This window comes from Ruegeria sp. CI5 (assembly GCF_056536885.1).
The window spans coordinates 1,108,079-1,131,286 of sequence record NZ_JBQFQN010000001.1; the positions used below are offsets into that span (position 1 = coordinate 1,108,079).

A 23,208-nucleotide genomic window follows, 5' to 3' on the forward strand; every position below is an offset into this window, starting at 1 on the left:
GATGGCCGTCACCGCCAACCCCACTGCGGACCTGCCGCGCCTGGGCATCGTGCTGATGCTGACGGCGTGGCTGTTCTTTTCGCTGGTAGACCTTGGGGCCAAATGGTTGGCGTTGGCCGGCGTGCCGGCATTTCAATTGGCGTTCATGCGCTATGCAGGGCACTTCGTGATCTCAGTGGGCGTGATCGCCAAGGGCGGGATCGAGGCCGGCCGGTTCAAGACGGACCACCCTTGGCAGGTGATAAGCCGGGCCTTGCTGCTGATCTCGGCGACCGTTTTCAATTTTTATGCCCTGCGGTTTTTGCCCCTGACCGTCGTGTCGGCAATCATGTTCTCAAGCCCGGTCATCGTGTGCTTCCTGTCCGTTTTCGTATTGAAGGAGAGAGTGGGACCATGGCGTTGGGCGGCTATCATCCTGGGCTTCCTAGGGGTGTTGGTTGTCGTGCGGCCGTTTGGTTCGGCCTTTCATCTGACCATGCTGCTGATCGTCTACAATGCCACCGCTTTGGCCTTGTACTCGATCATGACGCGCAGGCTGTCGGGGGTTGTTGCCGTGGACACCATGCAATTCTACCTCGGACTTACCGGTACAGTGGTCCTGCTGCCCTTCGCCATCTGGTTTTGGATCCAACCGGAAAACACCTGGAGCCTGATCGTCCTGATCAGTCTTGGCGTCTTTGGATGGTGCGGGCATCAACTGCTGACGAACGCGCATCGCTTCGGAACGGCGAACCAGTTGATGCCATTCACCTATTCGTTCCTGATCTACGTTGCGATCTGGGGCTATCTGTTCTTTGACACGGTACCGGACGCATTCACGTTGGCAGGGGCTGCGCTGATCATGGCTGCCGGTCTCATCATCTGGAAAAGAGAAAAGAAATGACGCGAATTGCCTGCATCGGCGAAGCAATGATCGAATTGTCCATGCTGGAAACCGGCGCAAAGGTGGGCGTCGCGGGGGATACGCTGAACACGGCCATCTACATGCACCGCGCAGCGCCTGATCTGCAGGTGGAGTATGTGACATGTTTGGGCGACGACCCGTTCTCGGGGCGCATCGCGGACTTCATCGCCAGCCATGGCATCGGGACATCCGGCATCCGCATCATTCCGAATGCCTCTCCGGGCCTGTACGCGATCACCACCTCTGCGGACGGTGAACGCAGCTTTACTTATTGGCGCAGCGAAGCGGCCGCCCGCCAGCTTTTTGCCGATCACGATTTCAGCTCGTTGAACGGTTATGACGTGCTGTATTTGTCGGGTATTTCGGTAGCCATTCTACCGCATTCGGTAAGGCTTGCGCTTCTGGACTGGCTCGAAGGCGCTTCAGTCCGGTTGGTCTATGACAGCAACTTTCGTCCACGTCTTTGGGACAGCGTTGAACACGCCCGACAGATCAATCAACGGCTTTGGCGGCGTGCTGACATTGCCCTGCCATCCATCGACGACGAGATGGCACTGTTCGGGGAAAGCGCCGATCAGGTGGCGGCACGCTTTGCGGGTCATCACGGAGTCGGCGCGTTGAAGCGCGGAGAGAATGGCCCCCTGTCCATTGGTCAGAGCATTGACCAAACCTATGAGTCTGCCAAAAACGTGCTGGATACGACCGCGGCGGGCGACAGTTTCAACGGTGGGTACCTCGCGGCGTTGCTGACTGGGAAATCACAGGCCGAGGCCCTGATGGCTGGACACAATCTGGCATCCACCGTTGTTCAGTTCCGCGGCGCGATCATTCCCGGATAAGCGGCGCGAGATCCTCGGCTCCGACAAGACGCAAAAGCGGCACTAGCGGATCTGGCTGCTTGGCAGCCAAAGCGATTTCCGACGCGCACGGATCGTTCAGCGCCCTGCCCTTGGCGGTCTCGGACAGGCAATAGGAGACCCAGGCCCGCATACCCGCGATCACCGCCTGAGAGCCGGTCTCACGAAGTGTGGGAACAAACCGATACGGCAGCTTCTGGCTTCCATCCATCGCGATTTGGTCCAGACGATGCGCCAACTCGGGGTTTTCAAAGCGGCGCAACAGAGCCTCGGCATAGTCCGGAACCTGTGCTTGCACCGCAGCAGGCAGAGTTGCGCCCGCATCCTTCATCAACTCGGAAACCAGCGGGCGCAGAACCGGGTCTCGAACCGCCTCGTTGACGTAGGTCAGGCCTCGCTCCAACCCGGCATAAGCCAACAGGGAATGGGCCCCGTTCAACATGCGCAGCTTTCGCATCTCGTGAGGGGCTACGTCATCCACCAGTTGCACGCCAGGCCAATCCGGATGTGGGCCAGCGAAACTGTCTTCGATCACCCACTCCGAAAACGCTTCGGTCGGAACGGCCATAGGGTCACCGCTGATTGCGCGTACAGCGTCCGTTGTGGCCGGGGTGATCCGGTCGACCATCGCGTTGGGAAAGCGAACGGCGTCCCAATTGACGTCCAGACCGGCTGCTTTCGCGAAATCGGAAACGGCCGTCTCGAGCGTTTTGCCATTTTCCATACGATTGTCGCAGCTTAGCACCGTCACAGGTTTGCGCCGTTCCGCAAGGCCAAAAGCCAAAAACCCGATCAGAGTCGCGGGCCCCTGCCCTGCCAGATCGGCGGCAATCGCCGGGTCCTGGAGGTTCAGCTTGCCCGAGGCATCAAGATGATAACCTTTCTCGGTCACGGTCGCCGAGATGATCTCGGCATCCGTCATCGCATCGAAAATCGCTGCACGACCCTCGGGCGCGACCAGAACGTCGCGAAGAGCTTTAATGCGCCGGACGCCCTGCCCCTGCACGCACAGATCGTACTCGAAACCCTGCCGGGCCAATCCATCCCGAACCGAGGATGAACGCAGGCTGACGCCGACAACGTCCCATCCGCCCGCTTGATCGGTGTAGTCCAGCAAATGCGCCCGGGCAAAGTTTCCGAGGCCGAAGTGAAGAAGTGTACCCATCTAGCTTTGCAATCCATAAACCTGTTTCGCCAGATCGACCGCCAGCAACCGTGCAAGATGCTCGGCACTGTCCCGACCGAAGTAACCGCGCGCAACCTGCTCGGCCAAATGAATCGCCACGCCCCGCCGCCAGAGGTCGTGTCGTGCAGGAATGGACAGGAAAGCCCGCGTGTCGTCATTGAATCCGGCAAGATTGTAATATCCGGCCGTTTCAACGACCTGATCAAAATACCGCGCAATCCCAGCCGGACTGTCATGGAACCACCAGGGCGGCCCGATCCGAAGGCACGGCCAATGTCCCGCCATTGGTGCCAGTTCACGGGCATAGGTGCCTTCGTCCAGTGTGAACAGAATGATGCGCAGTTCCGCCGAGTTTCCGACCCGGTTCAACAGCGCCTCAAGGCCCGTGACCCAATCCATCGCGATTGGAATGTCGGCCCCCTTGTCCCGTCCGAAATCCCGCAATAACGCGTGGTTCGTGTTGCGCTTGCTGCCTGCATGTATCTGCATGGTCAGACCATCATCGACAGACATCTGCGCCATTTCGATCAGCATATGCCCGTAGAAACGGCGGGCGTCCTGTTCGGTCCCTTCCCGCCGTCTCAGCCGCTGGTACAGCGCATCCGGGTCCTCAAGCCACTCGGTCTGTACACGTTCGATACCGTGGTCGGTGGCGGTACAGCGCAGTTGGATGAAATAAGCTCGCCGCATCCGCAGTGCGTTGAGATAACCATCATAGCTGTCCAGATCGCAGCCTGTCAGCTCGGCCAACTTGTTCAGGTTCTGCACGAACTCCGGGTCCGCCCCATCCAAGACCCCGTCCGGGCGGAACGTCGGAACAACCCGCCCGCCCCAACCGCTTGCACGGATCTCCTGATGCTGTGTGAGAGTGTCGAGAGCCGAATCCGTGGTGGCCAGCACCTCGATCCCGAACCTGTCGAACAAAGCCCTCGGGCGAAAATCGGGTTGCGCCAGCTTTTCCGCGATCTTGTCGTAGATCAGATCTGCGGTGCGCGAAGACAACTCTTCAGACACGCCCAGCGTTTCATGCAGCACGTAGTTCATCCAGATCCGGGAAGGCGTTCCCAGAAACAGATGCCAATGTTCGGCAAATGTGCGGAAAACGGCGCGAGGATCCTTCTTTCGCCCCTCTTCCCCAACGCCGAGTTCCGACAAGGGAACGCCCTGCGAATAGAGCTTACGGAACACGTAATGGTCGGGAACCACCAACAGCTCTGCCGGGTTGGGAAACGGCGCATCGGATGCAAACCACCCCGGATCGCAGTGACCATGCGGAGACACGATCGGCAGGTCCTTGATGCCCAGGTACAGGTCTTCTGCCATCCCATTCAAATTGCCAGTCAATTCTGCCTCCGATACTGCTGCCCGCAATTGTTAACACAGTTTTTAATGGTTGCATCTTTCCCGTTCAAACCCGCAGACTGACCGGGTGATCCGGGGGATTGAATGAATATTGCGCTGATTGGTTTGGGGATGGTTTCCGGCACGCATGTCGCCGCCATTCGGGCATCGGATCAAGGCCTCAGTCTTGCCGGAGTCCTTGGGCGCAATCCTGACAAGGCAGCTGCGTTCGCTCGGCGAAACGAGACCCGCGCATTCGTCTCGGTCGAGAAAATCGCAAACGACCCAAAGGTCGACTTTGCGATCATCGCAACCCCGCCCGATCAGCGCACTGAGTTGGTACGGATTCTTTCGACCGCGTCGAAACCGATCCTGATGGAAAAGCCCATTGAAAGAACACTGGGCGCCGCGAAAGCCATTGTCGAGCAGTGCGAGGTGTCTGGTGTGCCGCTGGGCATCGTCTTTCAGCACCGCGCCCGCGCCGCCTCGCAGGCGCTGAAATCCGCCATTGAACGGGGTGAGTTGGGCGCGATCGCCACGGTCGAGATCCGTGTCCCCTGGTGGCGTGATCAGAGTTACTATGACGAGCCAGGGCGCGGCACTTACGCACGTGACGGAGGCGGCGCCATGATCTCGCAGGCGATCCACACGCTTGACCTTGCGATGTGGCTGCTGGGGCCGATCTCGAACATTCAGGCCGTGATGAGAAAAACTCCTCTACACGATCTCGAGGCTGAGGATTGGGCGGGTGCAGTCTTTGAAATGGACAACGGAGCGGTGGGAACGTTGATGGCAACTACCGCCGAATATCCCGGGTCTGCTGAGTCCATCACGATCCAAGGCACCCTAGCCAAAGCGCATCTGGAGTCAGGTGTCCTGACCGTGACCACTTTCGACGGCCGGGAATCCACGGTCGGCGAAACCGCCGCCACAGGCGGAGGGGCCGATCCCATGGCGTTCACACATGCCTGGCATCAGGCGGTCATCGAGGACTTCGCCAAGGCCGTTTCCAGTGGAACACAACCTATGGCCACCGGACGCAGTGCCCTTTTGACCCACGCCGTCATCGACGCGATGCAGATCGCCAATCGAACCGGCCAGAAAACACGAGTCATCTTATGAGCCTGACCTGCGTCGCCCTTGGCCTCGACCACCGCCATATCTATGGCATGACGGAAAACATGCGCAAAATCGGCGTGGACTGCGTTGGCTATTGGACACAGGGCGATCAGGAGACGCTGGCGGGCTACGTCAAAAGGTTTCCCGATATTCCGCGGCTGGCCCAACTGGAAGACGCCCTGACCTGCGGCGCGGATCTGGCGCTGATTTCAGCGATACCGGCAGATAGGGCCGCGTTGGCGGTCCGCGCGATGCAGAACGGCATGGATGTCATGAGCGACAAGCCGGGCTGCACGACGTTCGAACAACTCGACCAGATCAAAAGAGCGGTCGCAGACACCGGTCGGATCTGGTCGGTGAACTTCTCGGAGCGGTTCGAAACGCCCGTCAGCACCCGGGCCATCGAGCTGGTCGAGGCCGGTGCCATCGGGCGCGTGGTCCAGACGGTCGGACTTGGCCCGCACCGATTGAACCGGGCGACCCGGCCGGAATGGTTTTTTCGGCGCGACTGCTACGGCGGCATTCTGACCGACATCGCCTCGCATCAGATTGATCAGTTCCTGCACTACACGGGTTCGAAAACCGCCGAAATCACAAACGCTTATGTGGCAAACTACGCAAACCCGAGCGATCCCGGATTGCAGGATTTCGGCGAGATCAATCTGCGCAGCGAGAATGGAACCGGGTACATCCGGGTTGACTGGTTTACGCCGGATGCCTTGCCAAACTGGGGGGATGGTCGTCTGACGATCCTAGGCACCGAAGGATACATCGAGTTACGGAAATACGTCGATGTGGGTGGAGCCCCGGGGACAGATCATCTGATCCTCGTCAATGGTAACACCTGCCAAAAGATCGACGCATCCGACGCTGGCCTTCCCTACTTTTCGCGCCTCGCCGATGACATCCTCAACCGGACCGAAACCGCAATGACGCAGACCCACTGCTTTACGGTCATGGAACTGGCTCTGCGCGCGCAGGAAATGGCGGAACGCAGATGATCAACGTTGCGATCCTCGGCGCAGGTATCGGTGCGCAACATCTGGACGCTCTGGAACGGCTTGACCGCACCTTTTGCGTAGCCGCCGTGGTCGACCAGAATATCGACCGGATCGAACAGATACGGCAGAACTCGGGTTTTCGAGCATTGACCAACATTCAGGACGCTCTGGATGATCCGACGATTGATGTCATCGACATCTGCCTGCCGCCCCATCTGCATGTACCGACCACGCTTGCGGCACTGGCCGCAGGAAAACACGTTGTCTGCGAAAAGCCTCTTGCGACCTCGATGCAGGATGTGAATCGGATCACGGCAGCCGCAAGCAGCGCGGGCAAGCATGTGTTTCCGGTCTTTCAATACCGGTGGGGCCCGTCACTGGCCCAATTGCGCCACCTGCAACGCGCGGGCCTGACCGGAGCGGTCCAAACTGCCGCGCTTGAAACCCATTGGTCCCGAGGGGCGGACTATTACGCGGTACCGTGGCGGGGGACATGGGCCGGTGAACGCGGCGGCGCGGTTCTGGGCCATGCCATCCACAACCATGATCTGCTGACTCATATCGCGGGTGATATCGCCTGGGTGTCTGCGATGACCACAACGCGAGTCAACCCGATCGAGACCGAAGACTGCGCCGCGATCTGCTTTGGCATGACTTCCGGAGCCTTGTGCACAAGCAATATCACCTTGGGCGCAGCCACGGACGAAACCCGCCTGCGGTTCGTCTTTGAAAAACTGACCGCCACTTCTGGCACCGAACCCTATGCCCCGGGTCAAACGCCCTGGACTTTCGTCGCGCGGGACCCCGTAGATCAAGCCGCTGTCGACGAGGCTCTTGCCGCCGCTGCGGCCGAGCCAACGGGGTTCGAAGGTTTTTTTACCGAAGTCGGCAAGGCGCTGCGGTCCGAGGCAAATTCGGCCGTTACGCTGAAGGATGGCGCTGCGTCCATCGGCCTTGTGACGGCGACTTATCACGCTGCGCGCACCGGGCAGCGCGTTGCCCTTCCCATCAGGCCCGATCACCCGCTGTATGAAGGATGGCTGCCATGAAACAATGTTGGCGTTGGTTCGGACCCGAGGATCCGATCGCTCTGGCCGATCTCCATCAGGTCGGGGTTCAGGGTATCGTCACCGCGCTGCATCACATCCCGCCCGGACAGCCCTGGAATGAACAGAGCATCGCCGACCGGCAGGCCGTTCTGGCCGCGGACGGGTACAGTTGGGACGTTGTCGAAAGCCTGCCCGTCTCAGAGGCGATCAAGACGCAGTCGGCGGACATGGCCGAGCATCTGCAGGCGTACAAGTCCAGCCTCAGGGCCCTGTCCGCCCGTGGCATCAAAGTTGTTTGCTACAACTTCATGCCGATCCTGGATTGGACGCGCACCGCCCTTCGCGCCCTGCAGCCGCATGGCGGAACGGCCATGCTGTTCGACCTGACCGATTTTGCAGTTTTCGACATACATATTCTTGAACGTCCCGGCGCGTCCGAAGACTACTCCAACGCCGTTCAGCAAGCGGCCAAGGATCGCTTCATAGGCATGTCGGATGCCTCCAAGGCCCAGTTGCAGCACAATGTCACCGCGGGGCTGCCCGGCGCCAACGATCAGTGGAGCGTAGAGGACGTACGCGCCTTGCTGCAGACATATGCCGAGATAGACCGTGACCGACTGCGCGCAAACCTCATCGACTTCCTGTCTGAGGTCGCCCCGGTCGCCCAACAATTGGGGCTGCGCTTGTGCTGTCATCCCGATGATCCGCCCTTCTCGTTGCTCGGTCTTCCAAGGATCATGTCCAGTACCGAGAACTACGGCGCCGTACTGGATGCGGTTGATATGCCCGCGAACGGCGCAACTTTGTGTACCGGATCGCTGGGTGTTTCCCCTGAATTCGATGGGCCGGAGTTCGTGCGCCGGCATGGCGACCGGATTCACTTTGTCCATCTTCGGAATACCCGACGCATCGCGGGGTCGGACAGACAGAAGCCGGATTTCTATGAGGCTGCGCATCTGGAGGGCGACACCGACATGGTCGGAACCATTCGCGAGCTGATGGACGAACAACGCCGCCGCAAATCCCAAGGGCGAGACGACTGGCAAATTCCGATGCGACCCGACCACGGACAAGAGCTGCTGAGCGATCTGGGCGGACACAGCACTCCCGGCTATCCGCTGATCGGACGAATGCGCGGGTTGGCCGAACTGCGCGGCATCATGGCGGCGTTCTTGTAACGCGTCGGATCAGGCGGTTTCTTTCCGCCGCACCACTTCTTTGCTTGCCTGAACGCCGCATTCTTCGTTTACTTACGGCACGTAAACGGGCAGCGGGGTGTCTTCCGGACTCGCCCGACGTCTGTTCAAGACGCGTGAAACTCCCGCGAAAACCGACGCCTTATGGCATCATTTTTCGAAACGTCTGCCAGACGGCAAAGACGAAAGAACGGGAGGACTCCAAATGAAAACCGCAGGCGTAATCGGTCTTGGCGACATGGGCAGCGGCCTTGCCAAGAACCTGATCAAGAATGGCTTTGAAACATCTGGTTTCGACTTGAGTGAGACGCGTATGACGGCATTTACCGACATGGGCGGCCTGGCCAGGGACAGCGTGGGACAGGTCGGCCGTCACGCCGCCAGCGTGTTCGTCATGGTGATGAACGGAGATCAGGCCCGCGATGTCATTCTGGGAGAAAACGGACTGGTTGCGAACATGGCCGAAGGCGGAACTGTGATCCTGTCGGCGACCATTACCCCGGCCGAAGCAAGCGCCATCGGGCGAGACATGGAGGGTTCGGGCATCAACCTGATCGACACTCCGGTCTCGGGTGGGTTTCCCGGCGCGCAGAACGGCACATTGACGATGATGGCTGCCGGTGCTGCTGATGTGCTGGACCAAAATGCCGAAGTCATGCAAGCAGTGTCGGCAACCATACACCGGGTTGGAGAAAACGCCGGTGACGGGCAAACCGTGAAAGCCTGCCTGCAATCCCTGATCGGATCGATCTTTTCCGCCACATTCGAGGCTGCGGCCCTGGCGGCCAAAGCCGGTGTCAGCGGTCAAGCATTGCTTGACGTGTTCTCATCGTCTAGCGCGGGATGTGGTGTTGTGAATACCGCCCTTGAAAACATCATTGATCGCAAGTTCGAAGCCACTGGCAGCCATATCGCAACGATGCACAAGGACCTGACGATCTCTCTGGCCCTGGCCGGTGCGTTGGGCGTTCCAATGCATACCGCCTCGTCCGCCATGCAGATCTTTCACGCCGGAAAAACCAAATACCCGAACGGCGACAACTGGGTGTGTACCCGCGTCATCGAAGAGATCGTTGGCGCAGAATTGCATCGCTGAGGGGGCCGGACATGAAATTAGGTGTAATTTGCGACGGCATTTCCCGCGATCTGCGGCATGCCGTGGACGTGATGGACGAATTCGGTCTGGACTATGCAGAGCTTCAGTTCGTGGGCGACACCGAGGTCGGGGACCATTCCCCGCAGGAAATTGCCGAGATCGACGCGCTCTTGCGCGACCGGGGCAAGCCTGTGTCCTGTCTGTCGCGCCATATCTTCGCGGGGATGACGGCTGCCAACAGGCCCGGTGACGACCTGCACACCCGACACATGGACGCGCTGAAACGCGTGATCGACATGGCGCATATCGTGGGGTCTCCGCTGGTTCGGATCATGACCCAACGAAAAGAGCAGATACTCTGGGGAAAAAACGGCGCCGAGAAGTGGAACGTGGCGCATGGGGTATGGGACTCGATGCCACCGCTGATCGCGCCGGCGGTTGAACTGGCCAGGGCTGAGGGCGTGACGCTTGTCGTGGAAACAGGAAACGGCACGCTGGTCAATTCGAACTATACCGCCCGCAAACTGATCGACGAGTTGGATGCAAAGGATGCGTTGAAAGTTCTTTGGGACCCCGGAAACAACTGCTGGTGCCATGAACTGGCATACCCGGACGGTTACGAAGAACTGCGCGGCGGCTATCTGGGGCACATTCACATCAAGGACGTAAAGGTCGACACGCCAAGGGCAACTCTGGAAGTGCGCCGCATGGGGGAAGGTCAGCTTGCGCCTCTGTTCCAACCCATCGCCGACGCGCTCAGATCCGACGGCTACGATGGCGTGATTTCCTTCGAAAGCGTTTATCATCCCGGAAACGGAAATTTCGAAGATGGGTTTCGTCTGTGCATAGACAGGTTCAAAAGCCTGTTTGCATGAATGAAAGCTCTAGAGTGTTACAAATCAGATACTTAAGCCTCCAAGTTGAATGCCGGATGGGGCGCGGAAAGCTGGGCACACTCCCGCAAAATCAAGGAAAGGATCTGATGGATGAAGCAAGAGTTTTTTGAATTGTCCATTGAAACGCCCGGCAAATCCCTGACCGACATCAGCGGGGTGGTTCAGCGTGCGGTTTCCGAACATGAGTTTGTCTCGGGCCTGCTGACCCTTTGGTGCGTCCACACGGGGGCTGCGCTGTTGGTGCAGGCCAATGCCGATCCCGAGGTGGTCAGGGATATCGAGACGTTCTTCGAAGAACTGGTCCCCAAGTCACCAGGCAAGTATCACCACCGCCCGAGCGAAGACGACAACGCGCCATCGCATCTGCGGGCGCTGTTGACGCAAACGCAGGTGTCGATACCGGTCGAACAGGGACAGCTTCCGCTGGGCCGCGTTCAAAGCCTGTACCTGTTCGAACATCGCGAGGCACAAAAGACGCGGCGATTGAAGGTTCACTACATCGGGACTTGAGGCCTTGGGTCACATGGAGCGTTGACGGTGCTACCGCCCCATCCAGCCCCCGTCGACAACAAGGATTTCACCGTTGACGTAGTCCGACGCTGCAGAAGCCAGAAAGACTACAGGTCCAGCAAAATCACCTGGCGTACCCCAACGGCCCTGGGGTGTTCGTTCCAGGATCGACTTCGACCGAACCGGATCGTCCTGCAGGGCTTGTGTGTTGTCGGTCGCGATGTAGCCGGGGGCGATTGCATTCACGTTCACACCCTGCCCGGCCCACTCATTGGCCAGGGCCTTCGTCAGCTGTCCGATACCACCTTTCGAGGCCGCATATCCGGGAACGGTGATGCCGCCCTGAAACGTCAGCAGCGATGCGGTGAAGATGATCTTCCCCGAGCCGCGCGCCAGCATGTCCTTGCCGATCTCGCGGGACAGAACAAACTGCGAGGACAGGTTGACCTCAATCACTTCGTCCCACCAGTTGTCCGGGTGTTCGGCAGCAGGTTTGCGTTTGATCGTACCGGCATTGTTGACAAGGATATCAGGAGTTTGTCCGTCGGCCCTCAACTGATCAATGAACCCATGCAACGCGGAGCGGTCCGAGAAGTCGCATTGGTAAGCCCGGAAACTGCGCCCCATAGCCGTGACGGCTTTTTCGACCTCTGACCCGGACAGTTCAAGCGAGGCCGACACTCCGATGATATCAGCTCCGGCCGATGCCAATGCCTCGGCCATACCGCGCCCGATGCCGCGTTTGCACCCGGTCACAAGGGCCGTTTTCCCCGTCAGGTCGAAACTTTGCAAAACACTCATGAACGCGGTCCTACTTCGATCAGGCTTTTCATTGCGGTTGGGCTGCGATCCAGTGCTTCGAACGCGGCCTGAATGTCTGCCAGAGGGCTGACATCAGTGATCACGACATCCGCGTCCACTCCGCCCGAGGCGACAACTGCGATCGCCTTATCGTAATCCTCCGGCTCATAGACCCGAGCACCGATCAGTTGCAGCTCTCGCCAGAAGAATTGGAACAGGTCGATCTGGGGCTTTTGAGCATGAATCGCGACCATCACGATCCGGGCCCGCGTCGCGGCAACGGCGGTCATCGCATCAACACCGGGCTGCGTTCCCGATACCTCGAAAACCACATCCGCCCCTTTGTCGCCCGTGCGCGCGTTGATTGTGGACACCAGATCGGTCTCGGTTGGGTTGATCGTATCAAAGCCAAGTCTTTCTGCGATCGCCAGACGGTTCGGATTCACTTCGGAAATCACGACGTTTCCGCCCGCGTCCCGCGCAACCATGGCAACCAGGATGCCAATCGGGCCACCGCCGATGACGACGACGTCCTCGCCAGGTTGCAGTCCAGACAGCCGCACATCGTGGCAAGCAACGGCGACCGGCTCGATCAGCGCCGCGTGATCCATGCGCAAGTCATCCGGTAGAACGTGCAAGGTGTGGGCCGGAACGGTCCAGATCTCTTGCATGGCACCATCGGTATCGAGGCCGAGAAACTTGAGGTTCTGGCAGATATGCTGATGCCCCCGTTTGCAGGCCGGGCATTCGCCGCAGTGATCAAGCGGTCGGACCACGACCTTCTGGCCGGGTTTTACAGTATCGACGCCCGCGCCCACCGCTTCGACGACACCGGACATCTCGTGCCCGATTACCCGGTTCAGGCCGACACGGGCATCCATGTTGCCGTGGTAGACATGCATATCCGTCCCGCATATCCCGCAATACGCAACGCGAATGGCGGCCTCGCCAGCGCCCGGAGCCGTCGCCTGGGCCTGTTCCACGGCAAAGCTCTTGTTGCCCCTGTAGTACGCCGCAGAGATCGTCTGGGTCGTCATGTATGCATCTCCCTGTGTTCCGCATTCAGTTTGTCCCAGTCGAATTCCACTCCGGTCCCCGGCGTATCCGGGGCCACGGCCAGGTAGTCTTCCACGACAAGCGGACGGGTCGTGTACTGGTCTATCGGGAATGAGTGTACTTCCAGCCAACCCGAATTGGGTTGCGCCGAAACAAGGCTGACGTGCAGCTCCTGCATACCATGGCTACAAACCGGAATGCCGTGCTGGGCGCTTAGCGCGGCCACGCGCAACCAGCCGGTAATGCCGCCACAGTTTGAGGCATCGGGCTGGATGAAACTCAGCTTGGCGTCATCGAAGGCATACTCGAATTCGTGAATCGTGTGCAGGTTTTCACCCATGGCAAGGGGAACGCCCGTGGCTTCGGCAATTCGGCCATAGCCTTTGTAATCGTCTGGAATTGTCGGCTCCTCGAACCACAGGATATCGCAGTCGGCGAACCCCTGGGCGGCCTCGATGGCCTGCTCGACGCTCATGGAGTAATTCGCGTCGACCATGAAGAACCGGTCCGGCCCCAGCATCTCGCGCACTGCCCGGGCACGTGCAAGATCGTCGGCAAGATCCGGTTGCCCAACCTTGATCTTGACCGCGTTGAACCCACGCGCAAGGTAGCCTTCGGTCTGGCGCAGCAGTTTCTCCAACGAGAAATTCAGGTCGATCCCGCCGGCGTAGGCCTTGCACCGTCTGGACGCTCCGCCCGCCATTTGCCACAGCGGTGCATTCTGCGCTCTGCCACGAATGTCCCAAAGGGCAATATCCACGGCCGAGATAGCGAACGAGGCTATCCCACCCCGTGCGACGTAGTGCACGTGCCACTGCATGGCATCGTACAGGCTTTCGATCTGTTCCGCGTCTTGTCCTACAAGGAACGGTGCCAGATCATGCTGGATCATCGCCAAGATGGCATGACCGCCCTTGCCGCCCGTATAGGTATACCCAACCCCCTCGACCCCATCCGTCGTTTGAATGGTGACGGTGATCAATTGAAAGAACGTGTGATCCCCGTGTTTGGCATCGACCAGGACTTCGGCGAGCGGGACGTTGAACAGCCGCGCTGAAACACTTTCTATGCGATTCACGAACCCAAGACCTTCTGCTGCCTGGCAATAACCCGAGACTGTAAAAGGATGACCGCAAAAAGAAAGCCTCCACGTATAACCATCTGCCAATAGGCGCTGAAACTGATGGTGCCCTGACCGTTTTCAAAGTTCAGAACGTTGAACACCAGACCCAGCAAAAGCGCTCCGGCCACGGTTGCAGGGATCGACCCCATCCCACCTGTCAACAAGGTGCCGCCCACAACGACGGACGCGATGGCCGACAATTCCCATCCGATGCCCTCAAGGGGTTGTCCTGCTCCAAAACCCGAGGCCAGAAAGACGCCAGCCAGCCCGGCACAGCCACCCGAAAGCAGGTAGACGAAAGCCTTGGCGCGGTTCACCTTCAGACCCATGAGGTTCGAGGCATCCTCGCTGCCACCGATCGCCAAGACGGTCCGCCCGATGGTTGTTCTTTCCAGCACCAGCCAAAGTGCCAGCGTCAGTCCGGCCACGATGACGATTGCCCATGGAAACAGGCCGAACGCCTGCCCCATGCCAAGCTTGGTGAAGTTCGACCCCCAATCGACCGAAATTGTCTGGGCGCCCGAAATCACCAATGCGCCGCCTTTTGCGGCCAGCATGGTGGCCAGCGTGGCGATGAAAGGCGGGATGCGAAGGACGATGATGCAAAAGGCGTTGATCGCTCCGAAACCAATCCCGGCAAGCACGGCCCCCGGCAGGGCAACCTGAATCCCGTATGGGCTGAGATAAGCCGCAACGACCGACGTAAAGGCCGCCACGGATCCAACCGACAGATCAATCCCGCCGGTCATGATCACGAAGCACATGCCCAGCGCAATCGCGATGAACATCGCGTTGTAGTTCAGGAAAGACGAGAAATTGTAGGCACTGCCAAAGTTGTCATAGCGCATCAGCCCAAAAAGGATCAAAGCAAGCAGTGCGATCCACACCGTCACCGAGGCCGAATTGCGCCGAAGGTACTTTCGAAGGTCAAAAGCCGTTTCATCCAACATCGATCAAGCCCTCCGGAACTGCTGGACCCAAACGGCCAGGATAATGATGACCGCCTTGGCGATCAGTGCAACTTCGTCCTCTACCCCGTTGGCCAGCAATGTATATTTGACCAGCTGGATGATCACGGCGCCCAGTATGGCGCCAAAGATCGGCGCCCGCCCGCCTTGCAAAAGAGCCCCGCCAACGACGGCCGCCGCGATGGCATCAAGCTCCATCAGATTGCCGTTGCGCGCGGCGTCCGAGGCCGAGTTGATCGCAACCACGATCAGACCGGCGAGGCCTGCAAGTACCGCGCAGATGACATAGGCCCCGATCTTGACCCGCCGGACGGGACCACCCGCCAGATAGGCCGCACGTTCATTGCCGCCGATCGCCAGCAGGTAGCGGCCCCAAGTGGTTCTGGTGATCACCCAAAACAGCACACAGGCAATCGCCAGCGCCAGCCACCCCTGGAACGGCAAGCCAAGCACCTTGCCGGTTCCAAGATAGCTGAATGAAAGGTTGGAAAATGTCTGCAGGTTCCCGTTCGTCAAAACCTGCGCAATTCCGCGACCCGAGATGAAAAGAATGAGCGTCGCAACAATGGGCTGCACGTTCAACACAGCAACCATCACGCCGTTGAATACCCCGCATAGCCCCGCGACGAACAGCGGCAGGACAATGGCCAAAGTGACGCCAAGCATCGGATTGGCGGCGCCCAGATCCGACAGAAAGATCAGCGGGGCCAGCGCCCCGGCCAGAGCCATGACCGCGCCAACCGACAGATCGATCCCACCCGTGGCGATGACAAGCGTCATACCCATGGCCACGATGGCGATCGTGGCAACCTGACTGATATTCACGAACAGGGTCTGCAGCTGCAGGAAATTTGGGGTGAAAAACGCATTGAACACCAGCAGGGCGACCAACGCGGCGATGCCGCCATGAAAGCGGAAGGGCATCGATGCGACCCGTTGCGGCAACTTCATTGCGCGGTCCATGAACCAGTTCCTTCTTCATGATGCGCAAGCGCGCGCACCAGTATGTTCTCGGTAATCCCGGGGTTAGTCAGTTCCTTGACCGAGCGCCCTTCGTGCATGACCACAATGCGGTCGGCGCCTTCCACCAGTTCTTCGAATTCCGAACTGATTAGGACGACGCCAAATCCTTTCTCGACATAAGACCGAATGAACGATTGGATCTCTCGCTTGGCGCCGACATCTACGCCTCGGGTCGGTTCGTCCAGTATCAGGATGTCTGGCTGTGTCGCCAGCCAACGGGCAAGGAGTACCTTTTGCTGGTTGCCGCCGGACAACTCGCGAATGGGTTGGTCCATATGCGCCGCCTTGATACCCAGATCGTCGATGAAGGCCTGAACGATCTCGCGCTCGCGGGCAAAGTCGATCTGACCACGGCTGGCCAGTTTCGGCAGCAGGGCCAGCGTCATATTCTCGCGCACGGACATGTCAGGAATGATCCCTTCGGCCTTGCGATCTTCGGTCAGAAAGCCAACCCCGTTTGCGATCGCGTCACCCGGTCTGGACGGTTGCCCGACCGCACCGTGCAGCTCGATTGCGCCGCCGCGTGCACTATCCACTCCGAACAATGCGCGCGCGGCCTCGGTCCGGCCAGAGCCCAGAAGCCCGCCCAGCCCAACGATCTCCCCGCGGTGGAGCGTGAGGTCGAAATGCGTCAGTCGCGGGCCTGTCGAAACAGAGTCGGCCCGCAAAACGATATCGCCTTTCTTGGCCTTGGCGCCTGCAAAGTCCGTGAGTCCGTCTGCCGCGATCTCGTCCTTGTTGCGGCCCAGCATGTCCGCGATCATTTCCAGTTTGGTCGTGTCCTGCACGTTGCGCGTGCTGACGGTACGCCCGTCTCGCATCGTTGTGACCCGGTCGCAGATCTGGAACAACTCATCGAGAAAATGCGAGACATAAAGAACGGAAACACCCTGTTTCTTTAACTCGCGCACCACACCGAACAGAACCTCGACCTCGCTGGCATCCAGTGACGAGGTGGGTTCGTCCATGATGACCAGCTTTGCGTCCAATGACACAGCCCGCGCAATCGCAACCAACTGCTGGATCGCTGTCGAGAAATTTCCCAGCGGCTCGGTCACGTCGATATCTATGCCAAAGCGCGCAAGAACCTCGCGTGCGCGCCTGTTGCCTTCGCGCCAGTCGACGAGAAAGCCAAGACGTTTGGGCTCGTACCCCATGATGATGTTCTCGGTCACTGACCGCAGCGGCACCAGGTTGAGCTCTTGATAGATCGTGGCAATTCCGGATTCCTGCGCTTCGCGCGGAGTGGAGATGCGGCTCGGCACACCCGCCAGATGGACGTCTCCGGCATCCCGGTCGTAAACTCCGGTCAGGACCTTGATCATCGTCGATTTGCCGGCACCGTTCTGACCGATCAGCGCATGAACTTCGCCCGGTGCGATCTCCAGGCTGGCCTGGCTGAGTGCCGGTACGCCGGCAAAGGACTTTTCAATTCCCGACATCGAGACGAGCGCATTCATGAGATGTCTTCCTCCGATTGCTTGCAGGCGGCGCCGACCACAGGCCAGCACCACCCACCAGGGAGAATCAATAGGCTTCGTCGATGTGATCGGCCGCGTTGTCCTTGGTAAAGATGCGATCTTCGACTTTCACCCATTCCGGGATCGTCTCGCCAGCCGCGTATTTCTTCATGACTTCACAGGCCAGTGGGCCGAAGAAGGGCGAGCTTTCAACCGTGACGCCCATCTTGCCGTCGATGATGGCCTGAAGCGCATCGCGTGTCCCGTCGATCGACACGATGGTCACGTCCTCGCCGGGTTTGCGGCCGGCCAGTTCCAGAGCTTGGATCGCGCCAATCGCCATCTCGTCATTGTGGGCGTAGACCACGTTCACGTCAGGATGCGCCTGCAGCAGGGTTTCCATCACCTGACGACCCAGGTCGCGCGCAAAGTCCCCGGTCTGAGACGCCACGATTTCAAAACGGTCATCCGCTGCGATCGCGTCGTCGAAGCCCTTTTTGCGGTCATTTGCAGGCGAGGACCCTGTCGTGCCTTCCAACTGGACGATGATGCCTTTGTCGCCCTCGAAATTTTCCATCAGCCATTGCGCGGCCCGGTTGCCCTGATCAATGAAATCCGACCCAAGGAATGCCACGAAATGTTCGCCCGGCTTGGCGACGGCCGGATCAACCGAGCGGTCCACCAGAAAGGTCGGAATGCCGGCGGCACGAGCCTTCATAACGGCCGGGATCAGCGGCTTTTCTTCCCGCGGGGGCAGGAACAGGACGTCGATGCCTTGGGCGATCATGCTGTCCACATCCGCAACCTGCTTGGCCGCAGATCCGGCCGCATCCGTCGCGATAAGATCCCAGCCGCAGGCCTCGGCGGTGTCATGGAACGATTTCGTCTCGGCAATACGCCAGGGATTGTTCGACTCCATCTGCGCAAAGCCGACCTTGTAGCGATCTTTCTGCTCAAGCGGCGGCAGATCCTGCGCCATCGCCGTGGTGCCCAACAGCGCACCTGCGACAACCGTCGATATCAAAAGAGTTCTGCGTTTCATGGTTATTCCTCCTCCATTGGTGCGGTCGCCTCCGTTTTGACCGCGAGTTTTCAGGTCATTCCCAATTCATGTAAGTGGTCTGTTTCCTCAGATAGCCATCGAAGCCATAGGCGCCGTCTTCGCCCCCAACCCCGGACAGCCCCCAACCAGTGTGAAACCCCTGCACGGCCTCGCCATTCGAACGGTTCAGGTACAGTTCGCCGAACTTCAAACGGCTCGGGGCCTCCATCAATCGACGGTGCGATGCCGTAAAGAGATAGGCGGACAGCCCGAATGACGTGTCATTCGCAAAGGCTATCGCCTGATCAAAATCATCGACTCGCATGGCTGTCGCCACGGGGCCAAAGACCTCCTCCTGCATCGCGGCATTGCCGTTGTCGGAGACCTCAAGAACGGTCGGGGACATCCAGTGCCCTTTGCCGTGCGCGCCGTCCGTCAAAGGCCCACCTTCGAGATGCACCGTGGCGCCCTCTGCGATGCTGCGTTGGATGATTTCAGCGACCTTGGTCACTTCGACCTTGCTGACTTTGGGCCCCAGGTCGCAGTCCTCCATCGGATCCCCGATCGACAATGCGCGGGCTGCTGACACGAATTTTTCCAAGAACTGATCCGCAATTTCGTGATGCAGATACATCCGCTCGTTGCAGGTGCAGATCTGGCCGCAATTGGCAAACCGGGCGGCAACGGCGGCCGAAACGGCGGCGTCAACATCCGCATCCTCCATCACTATGAACGGAGCCTTGCCCCCAAGCTCGAGCCGGACAACCTTGATCCGGTCGGCCGCTGTGCGAAAAATCTCTTTCCCCGCGCGCGTGCTGCCAGTCATCGTGATCAGTGACGTATCGGGGTGTTCGACCAGCCGCTGCCCAACCACCGGCCCTTTCCCCGTAAGAACATTCAGAACACCGCGCGGAAAGCCGACCTTGTCCGCAAGCTCGGCAACCGCAAGACCCGACAGCGGCGTGATTTCATGTCCCAACAAAACAACGGTGTTGCCCGCGACCAGCGCTGGCCCGATTTTCCTGGCCGCCAATGCCAAGGGATAGTTCCAGGCCGTCAGCGCGACGACAACGCCGTAGGGATGGCGTCGAATCTGGATTTCTTCGGACCTGTTGTCCGAGGCCACTATGTCACCCGAAATCCGCCGGGCCTCTTCAGCTGCATGGCAAAGAAAGGTAGCGGCGGCATCCACTTCACCTCGGGCCTGCGAGATCGGCTTGCCCTGCTCGGCTGTGATCAAAGCAGCCAGACGCGCGGCGTCGACCCGGATGGCCTCGGCGAGCTTTCGGACCATTTGCGCCCGCTCGATCGCCGGGCCCGCAGACCACGCGCCAAAAGCCCTGCGGGCCGCCTCGACCGCCGCATCGGCATGCATGGCACCACCATCTGGAACCTGTGCTACCATTTCTTCATTTGCAGGGTTTTCGACATCGACCGCGTCCGCGTCAAAGTCGGCAAAGCGGCCATCGATGAACATCGAATAGCGAACGACTTGACCCAACTCCCCCACTACAGACCGCAATTTCGCCTCCCGCACTTGCTCGGCCAGACCACAATGGCGACCGCACCGCCGATCAAAACACTAATATTATTATTTCGTCAACACTAATATTAATCATCACCTACTAATATTAGTTGCGCGCCCTCCGCATAGTCGATAAAAAGGATGCGAACAAAAAGGTTGAGCGATGAACGATCAAGCGAACAAAGCCGGGCAGCACAGGGGTGTAGGACGAGTCGCGGGCCGGCAGCGCGTAACGATGCACGACATTGCGCGCGTCGCCGGGTGTTCGCAGACGACAGTATCGCTGGTTCTCAACAAGAATGATTCCGTCAAGATCTCCGAGGATACCAAGCAACGGGTCCTGGATGCCGCCAACACGCTTGGATACGCCATGCCCCCTCAACTCAGGAAACCCCAGGACAGCGCGCGCCGGCCCGCGGCGCTGGACGGAACCATAGCTTTCGTCGTGGATGATCTGGCGTCGAGCCCCGAGATGGTGAACGCGTTCAACGGGGTGAAACAGGCCGTTCGGGACACCGGAAACCTTGTGTTGCTGGCCGAAACACAAAACGACCCCGAGGTCGAGCCCAGAACGCTGAGGTATTTCCTCGACCAACAGGTTGCAGGCATCATCTACGCGACCGTTTTTACGCGGCGGGTGGTCGTGCCGGAGATCCTCAGGCAGACGGCCACTCCGGTTCTGCTGTTGAACTGCTTTTGCGACGACCTCTCTTTTCCTGCGGTGATCCCCGGCGAAGTCGCTGCCGGACATACGGCGACCAACGCCCTGATCAAGGCCGGGCACAAACGAATTGCCACCATCACCGGCGAGCCGTTCATGGAATGCGCCGCCGGGCGTACGACCGGGTACAGAAACGCCCTGGCTTCCGCCGACATCCCATTTGACGAGGATTTGGTCATCGAGGGCAACTGGCTGCCCAGCGCAGGCTACGCCGCCACGCGGGAATTGATGGACCTGCCCTCACCGCCAACCGCCATTTTCTGCCAGAATGACCGCATGGCCATCGGCTGCTACGAGGCTCTCAAGGAACTTGGCCTGTCCATCCCCGAGGACATTTCAGTCATCGGATTTGACGATGACGAAACCGCGCGGCACCTGTCGCCGCCCCTGACGTCGATGATCCTTCCCACCCGGGCGATGGGACGCTGGGTCGTCGAACAGCTGTTCCATGGACCGACGGACGGTCAGCGGCATCCACTCGTGAAGCTGGAATGCGAACTGGTCGAGCGCGACTCGATCAGCGAGCCCAAACGCCGGACCTGAAGGCGAAATCATGACGGAAACCTTCGATCACATCGTCATCGGCGGCGGCTCGGCCGGCGCCGCGGCAGCAGCGCGGCTGGTCAACAAAGGCAAGTGCAGGGTTCTGGTGCTGGAGGCGGGGCATTCGCATCGCCATCCACTGCTGGACATGCCGCCGGGTATCTTCAAGATGATCAACGGGTCCAAGTTCATGACCTACCACCAGACCGAACCGCAGGACCACCTGGACGGCCGCGTGCATGACATTCCGCAGGCCAACGTGCTGGGCGGCGGGTCGTCGGTGAATGCGCAGGTCTATATGCGCGGTCGGCCTTCCGACTATGACGCATGGAACGACCTGCTGAGACAGACCAACGACGGGGTCGGCTGGGGATGGGATGATGTGCTGCCTTATTTCCGCAGGATGGAAGGCAACAACAGGCTGCACAACGACCTGCATGGCGGCGACGGTCCGTTGCAGGTCTCGGATCCGGGGCATATCGACGACATGTCCCGTTGGTTCGTTCAGTCGGTGCAGGCCCTTGGCGAACCATTCAACACGGACTTCAACGGCGCAACGCAGCGCGGCGTCGGGTTCTATCAGTTCACCAATCGCGCCGGAAAGCGCAGCTCGTCAGCCTACGCTTTCCTCGCTCCACTTGAGGCGAACCCGAATTTGACCGTCCGGTTGGGCGCAAATGTCAGCAAAGTCATCATCAAAAACGACCGGGCCGTCGGCGTGCAGTATCGAGACAAACGCGGGTCCCACACCGTCCGATGTGATGGTGAGGTTGTGCTTGCGGCTGGCGCCCTCGTCACGCCGAAAATTCTAATGCTGTCGGGTATCGGACCGGATGCACATCTTGCCGAACACGATATTCCCGTGGTCTGCCCATTGCCCGGGGTCGGCCAAAACCTGATCGACCACCCCGAAGTTCCGATCACCGCCTTTGCCAACGGCCCCTACGGATATTTCAAACAAGGTGAGGGCTGGCGGATGCTGCGCAACGGCATCCAGTTCAAGCTGTTCGGCAGCGGCCCGGTGACTTCGGCCGGGGTAGAAGCCGGCGCGTTCGTCAATCCGTCGAACCCTGCTGGAGAACCGACCATTCAGGCCTTTTGCGTTCCCATCGTCTATCTGGATCGCGATGCGCTGGACGAGGTGCAGGATGACTTTGGCCTGACCGTCACGACTGTCGTGGTCAAACCGAAATCACGCGGAGAGGTTCGGCTTCGCTCGGTAGACCCCGACGCCATGCCAGTGGTTTCGCCCAACCTTCTTAAGCATGAAGACGACATGCAGGAGATGATTCGGGGGCAGCGTTTTTTTCGTCGAGCATTCACCTCGGGCCCGCTTGCACAAAGGATCCGCGAAATCGTGATTCCGACGGCGGACGACGACCAGACGCTGCGAGCACATTGCAAACGGTTCGTGAAAACCAACTATCACCCGGCGGGCACGGCCAGAATGGGCCGGGACGGTGATGGAATGGCCGTGTTGGACCCCAGAATGCGCGTGCGCGGAATCGAGGGCTTGCGGGTGTGCGACATGTCCGCCGTGCCGGACATCAACGCAGGCAACACAAACGCACCCGCCATGATGCTGGGCGAACGATGCGCTGACCTGATCCTTGGCATTGGATCAGCACGCGAGGACCGCAATTCCTAGCCCAAGCTGCGGGGCCGCTGCCTGTTGATCCGATATCCGGCGCGATGACATGCCCCCTGCCCGGCCCGTTTTGCCACAAAACAGGTTACCCGGCCTCATGGGGTCAAAGTAATCGCGGGCCACGGCAAGAGCGCTCGCGGAAT

At 59.6% G+C, this 23,208-nt stretch carries 21 protein-coding genes; 11 read left to right on the forward strand and 10 right to left on the reverse strand.

Translation table 11 applies throughout. The features are described 5' to 3' along the window. Window position 1: 1 nt before the first annotated feature. Together ACR0BA_RS05525 and ACR0BA_RS05530 are read left to right on the forward strand one after the other, a co-directional pair. Window positions 2-883, forward strand: a complete 882-nt coding sequence (locus ACR0BA_RS05525; protein WP_170368255.1) for a DMT family transporter — start codon at window positions 2-4, stop codon at window positions 881-883. Beyond that, the gene (locus ACR0BA_RS05530; protein WP_480726834.1) at window positions 880-1,743 is read left to right on the forward strand and encodes a sugar kinase; all 864 of its coding nucleotides are present in this window, start codon (window positions 880-882) and stop codon (window positions 1,741-1,743) included. The genes ACR0BA_RS05525 and ACR0BA_RS05530 overlap by 4 nt, the downstream gene beginning before the upstream one ends. Here the strand turns inward: ACR0BA_RS05530 and ACR0BA_RS05535 are convergent. Then, entirely contained in the window at window positions 1,730-2,926 is a 1,197-nt protein-coding gene (locus ACR0BA_RS05535) for a mannitol dehydrogenase family protein (protein ID WP_480726835.1), read from the reverse strand. The two genes, ACR0BA_RS05530 and ACR0BA_RS05535, sit on opposite strands and share 14 nt — an antisense overlap. Beyond that, window positions 2,927-4,270 (reverse strand): glucuronate isomerase, encoded by a 1,344-nt coding sequence (gene uxaC, locus ACR0BA_RS05540; RefSeq protein ID WP_480727464.1) that lies wholly within the window; start codon window positions 4,268-4,270, stop codon window positions 2,927-2,929. A 123-nt stretch (window positions 4,271-4,393) separates the two neighbouring features. Between uxaC and ACR0BA_RS05545 the strand changes: the two genes are divergently transcribed. The 7 genes from ACR0BA_RS05545 to ACR0BA_RS05575 all read left to right on the forward strand — a co-directional run bounded on the left by ACR0BA_RS05545 (window position 4,394) and on the right by ACR0BA_RS05575 (window position 11,155). Continuing rightward, on the forward strand, window positions 4,394-5,410 hold the full coding sequence (locus ACR0BA_RS05545; RefSeq protein WP_480726836.1) for a Gfo/Idh/MocA family protein: 1,017 nt from the start codon (window positions 4,394-4,396) through the stop codon (window positions 5,408-5,410). Beyond that, window positions 5,407-6,408 (forward strand): Gfo/Idh/MocA family protein, encoded by a 1,002-nt coding sequence (locus ACR0BA_RS05550; protein WP_480726837.1) that lies wholly within the window; start codon window positions 5,407-5,409, stop codon window positions 6,406-6,408. The genes ACR0BA_RS05545 and ACR0BA_RS05550 overlap by 4 nt, the downstream gene beginning before the upstream one ends. Beyond that, a complete protein-coding gene (locus ACR0BA_RS05555; protein WP_480726839.1) occupies window positions 6,405-7,457 on the forward strand; it encodes a Gfo/Idh/MocA family protein in 1,053 nt (350 codons plus the stop codon). The genes ACR0BA_RS05550 and ACR0BA_RS05555 overlap by 4 nt, the downstream gene beginning before the upstream one ends. Continuing rightward, a complete protein-coding gene (gene uxuA, locus ACR0BA_RS05560) occupies window positions 7,454-8,635 on the forward strand; it encodes a mannonate dehydratase (protein WP_480726840.1) in 1,182 nt (393 codons plus the stop codon). Before ACR0BA_RS05555 ends, uxuA begins: the two co-directional genes overlap by 4 nt. Before the next feature lie 223 nt (window positions 8,636-8,858). Further along, window positions 8,859-9,749, forward strand: coding sequence for an NAD(P)-dependent oxidoreductase (locus ACR0BA_RS05565; RefSeq protein ID WP_170419398.1), 891 nt, complete (start codon window positions 8,859-8,861; stop codon window positions 9,747-9,749). Window positions 9,750-9,760: 11 nt separating this feature from the next. Beyond that, complete coding sequence (locus tag ACR0BA_RS05570; RefSeq protein WP_480726842.1) at window positions 9,761-10,624, forward strand: sugar phosphate isomerase/epimerase family protein; 864 nt, start codon at window positions 9,761-9,763, stop codon at window positions 10,622-10,624. 111 nt (window positions 10,625-10,735) lie between these two features. Further along, window positions 10,736-11,155 carry a secondary thiamine-phosphate synthase enzyme YjbQ gene (locus tag ACR0BA_RS05575; RefSeq protein WP_480726843.1) on the forward strand — a complete coding sequence of 140 codons (420 nt, stop codon included), beginning with the start codon at window positions 10,736-10,738 and terminating at the stop codon, window positions 11,153-11,155. Window positions 11,156-11,185: 30 nt separating this feature from the next. Here ACR0BA_RS05575 and ACR0BA_RS05580 read toward each other — a convergent pair whose 3' ends face one another. The 8 genes from ACR0BA_RS05580 to ACR0BA_RS05615 all read right to left on the reverse strand — a co-directional run bounded on the left by ACR0BA_RS05580 (window position 11,186) and on the right by ACR0BA_RS05615 (window position 20,150). After that, window positions 11,186-11,956: an SDR family oxidoreductase gene (locus tag ACR0BA_RS05580; RefSeq protein ID WP_480726845.1), complete on the reverse strand. Its 771-nt coding sequence runs from the start codon at window positions 11,954-11,956 to the stop codon at window positions 11,186-11,188. Continuing rightward, window positions 11,953-12,993, reverse strand: coding sequence for a zinc-dependent alcohol dehydrogenase (locus ACR0BA_RS05585; protein WP_480726846.1), 1,041 nt, complete (start codon window positions 12,991-12,993; stop codon window positions 11,953-11,955). Before ACR0BA_RS05585 ends, ACR0BA_RS05580 begins: the two co-directional genes overlap by 4 nt. Next, the gene (locus ACR0BA_RS05590) at window positions 12,990-14,090 is read right to left on the reverse strand and encodes a mandelate racemase/muconate lactonizing enzyme family protein (protein ID WP_170442262.1); all 1,101 of its coding nucleotides are present in this window, start codon (window positions 14,088-14,090) and stop codon (window positions 12,990-12,992) included. The genes ACR0BA_RS05585 and ACR0BA_RS05590 overlap by 4 nt, the downstream gene beginning before the upstream one ends. Then, window positions 14,087-15,085: an ABC transporter permease gene (locus ACR0BA_RS05595; protein ID WP_170357453.1), complete on the reverse strand. Its 999-nt coding sequence runs from the start codon at window positions 15,083-15,085 to the stop codon at window positions 14,087-14,089. Before ACR0BA_RS05595 ends, ACR0BA_RS05590 begins: the two co-directional genes overlap by 4 nt. Before the next feature lie 3 nt (window positions 15,086-15,088). Continuing rightward, window positions 15,089-16,066: an ABC transporter permease gene (locus ACR0BA_RS05600; protein ID WP_480726849.1), complete on the reverse strand. Its 978-nt coding sequence runs from the start codon at window positions 16,064-16,066 to the stop codon at window positions 15,089-15,091. Continuing rightward, complete coding sequence (locus ACR0BA_RS05605) at window positions 16,051-17,586, reverse strand: sugar ABC transporter ATP-binding protein (RefSeq protein WP_480726851.1); 1,536 nt, start codon at window positions 17,584-17,586, stop codon at window positions 16,051-16,053. The genes ACR0BA_RS05600 and ACR0BA_RS05605 overlap by 16 nt, the downstream gene beginning before the upstream one ends. 67 nt (window positions 17,587-17,653) lie before the next feature. After that, window positions 17,654-18,628, reverse strand: coding sequence for an ABC transporter substrate-binding protein (locus ACR0BA_RS05610; RefSeq protein ID WP_093961695.1), 975 nt, complete (start codon window positions 18,626-18,628; stop codon window positions 17,654-17,656). A gap of 55 nt (window positions 18,629-18,683) precedes the next feature. Next, window positions 18,684-20,150, reverse strand: coding sequence for an aldehyde dehydrogenase family protein (locus ACR0BA_RS05615; protein ID WP_480726853.1), 1,467 nt, complete (start codon window positions 20,148-20,150; stop codon window positions 18,684-18,686). 238 nt (window positions 20,151-20,388) lie between these two features. On the opposite strand from ACR0BA_RS05615, the gene ACR0BA_RS05620 reads away from it, so the two are divergent. Together ACR0BA_RS05620 and ACR0BA_RS05625 are read left to right on the forward strand one after the other, a co-directional pair. Further along, window positions 20,389-21,417, forward strand: coding sequence for a LacI family DNA-binding transcriptional regulator (locus tag ACR0BA_RS05620; RefSeq protein ID WP_480726855.1), 1,029 nt, complete (start codon window positions 20,389-20,391; stop codon window positions 21,415-21,417). Between the two features lie 10 nt (window positions 21,418-21,427). After that, entirely contained in the window at window positions 21,428-23,065 is a 1,638-nt protein-coding gene (locus ACR0BA_RS05625; protein ID WP_480726856.1) for a GMC family oxidoreductase, read from the forward strand. Window positions 23,066-23,208: the final 143 nt, after the last annotated feature.

What these genes read in the sequence shown, in the direction of transcription:
- ACR0BA_RS05525 (WP_170368255.1), top strand. Translation starts at nt 2, where the DNA reads ATGGCCGTCACCGCCAACCCCACTGCGGACCTGCCGCGCCTGGGCATC.
- ACR0BA_RS05530 (WP_480726834.1), top strand. Translation starts at nt 880, where the DNA reads ATGACGCGAATTGCCTGCATCGGCGAAGCAATGATCGAATTGTCCATG.
- ACR0BA_RS05535 (WP_480726835.1), bottom strand. Translation starts at nt 2,926, where the DNA reads ATGGGTACACTTCTTCACTTCGGCCTCGGAAACTTTGCCCGGGCGCAT.
- uxaC (WP_480727464.1), bottom strand. Translation starts at nt 4,270, where the DNA reads ATGGCAGAAGACCTGTACCTGGGCATCAAGGACCTGCCGATCGTGTCT.
- ACR0BA_RS05545 (WP_480726836.1), top strand. Translation starts at nt 4,394, where the DNA reads ATGAATATTGCGCTGATTGGTTTGGGGATGGTTTCCGGCACGCATGTC.
- ACR0BA_RS05550 (WP_480726837.1), top strand. Translation starts at nt 5,407, where the DNA reads ATGAGCCTGACCTGCGTCGCCCTTGGCCTCGACCACCGCCATATCTAT.
- ACR0BA_RS05555 (WP_480726839.1), top strand. Translation starts at nt 6,405, where the DNA reads ATGATCAACGTTGCGATCCTCGGCGCAGGTATCGGTGCGCAACATCTG.
- uxuA (WP_480726840.1), top strand. Translation starts at nt 7,454, where the DNA reads ATGAAACAATGTTGGCGTTGGTTCGGACCCGAGGATCCGATCGCTCTG.
- ACR0BA_RS05565 (WP_170419398.1), top strand. Translation starts at nt 8,859, where the DNA reads ATGAAAACCGCAGGCGTAATCGGTCTTGGCGACATGGGCAGCGGCCTT.
- ACR0BA_RS05570 (WP_480726842.1), top strand. Translation starts at nt 9,761, where the DNA reads ATGAAATTAGGTGTAATTTGCGACGGCATTTCCCGCGATCTGCGGCAT.
- ACR0BA_RS05575 (WP_480726843.1), top strand. Translation starts at nt 10,736, where the DNA reads ATGAAGCAAGAGTTTTTTGAATTGTCCATTGAAACGCCCGGCAAATCC.
- ACR0BA_RS05580 (WP_480726845.1), bottom strand. Translation starts at nt 11,956, where the DNA reads ATGAGTGTTTTGCAAAGTTTCGACCTGACGGGGAAAACGGCCCTTGTG.
- ACR0BA_RS05585 (WP_480726846.1), bottom strand. Translation starts at nt 12,993, where the DNA reads ATGACGACCCAGACGATCTCTGCGGCGTACTACAGGGGCAACAAGAGC.
- ACR0BA_RS05595 (WP_170357453.1), bottom strand. Translation starts at nt 15,085, where the DNA reads ATGTTGGATGAAACGGCTTTTGACCTTCGAAAGTACCTTCGGCGCAAT.
- ACR0BA_RS05600 (WP_480726849.1), bottom strand. Translation starts at nt 16,066, where the DNA reads ATGGACCGCGCAATGAAGTTGCCGCAACGGGTCGCATCGATGCCCTTC.
- ACR0BA_RS05605 (WP_480726851.1), bottom strand. Translation starts at nt 17,586, where the DNA reads ATGAATGCGCTCGTCTCGATGTCGGGAATTGAAAAGTCCTTTGCCGGC.
- ACR0BA_RS05610 (WP_093961695.1), bottom strand. Translation starts at nt 18,628, where the DNA reads ATGAAACGCAGAACTCTTTTGATATCGACGGTTGTCGCAGGTGCGCTG.
- ACR0BA_RS05620 (WP_480726855.1), top strand. Translation starts at nt 20,389, where the DNA reads ATGCACGACATTGCGCGCGTCGCCGGGTGTTCGCAGACGACAGTATCG.
- ACR0BA_RS05625 (WP_480726856.1), top strand. Translation starts at nt 21,428, where the DNA reads ATGACGGAAACCTTCGATCACATCGTCATCGGCGGCGGCTCGGCCGGC.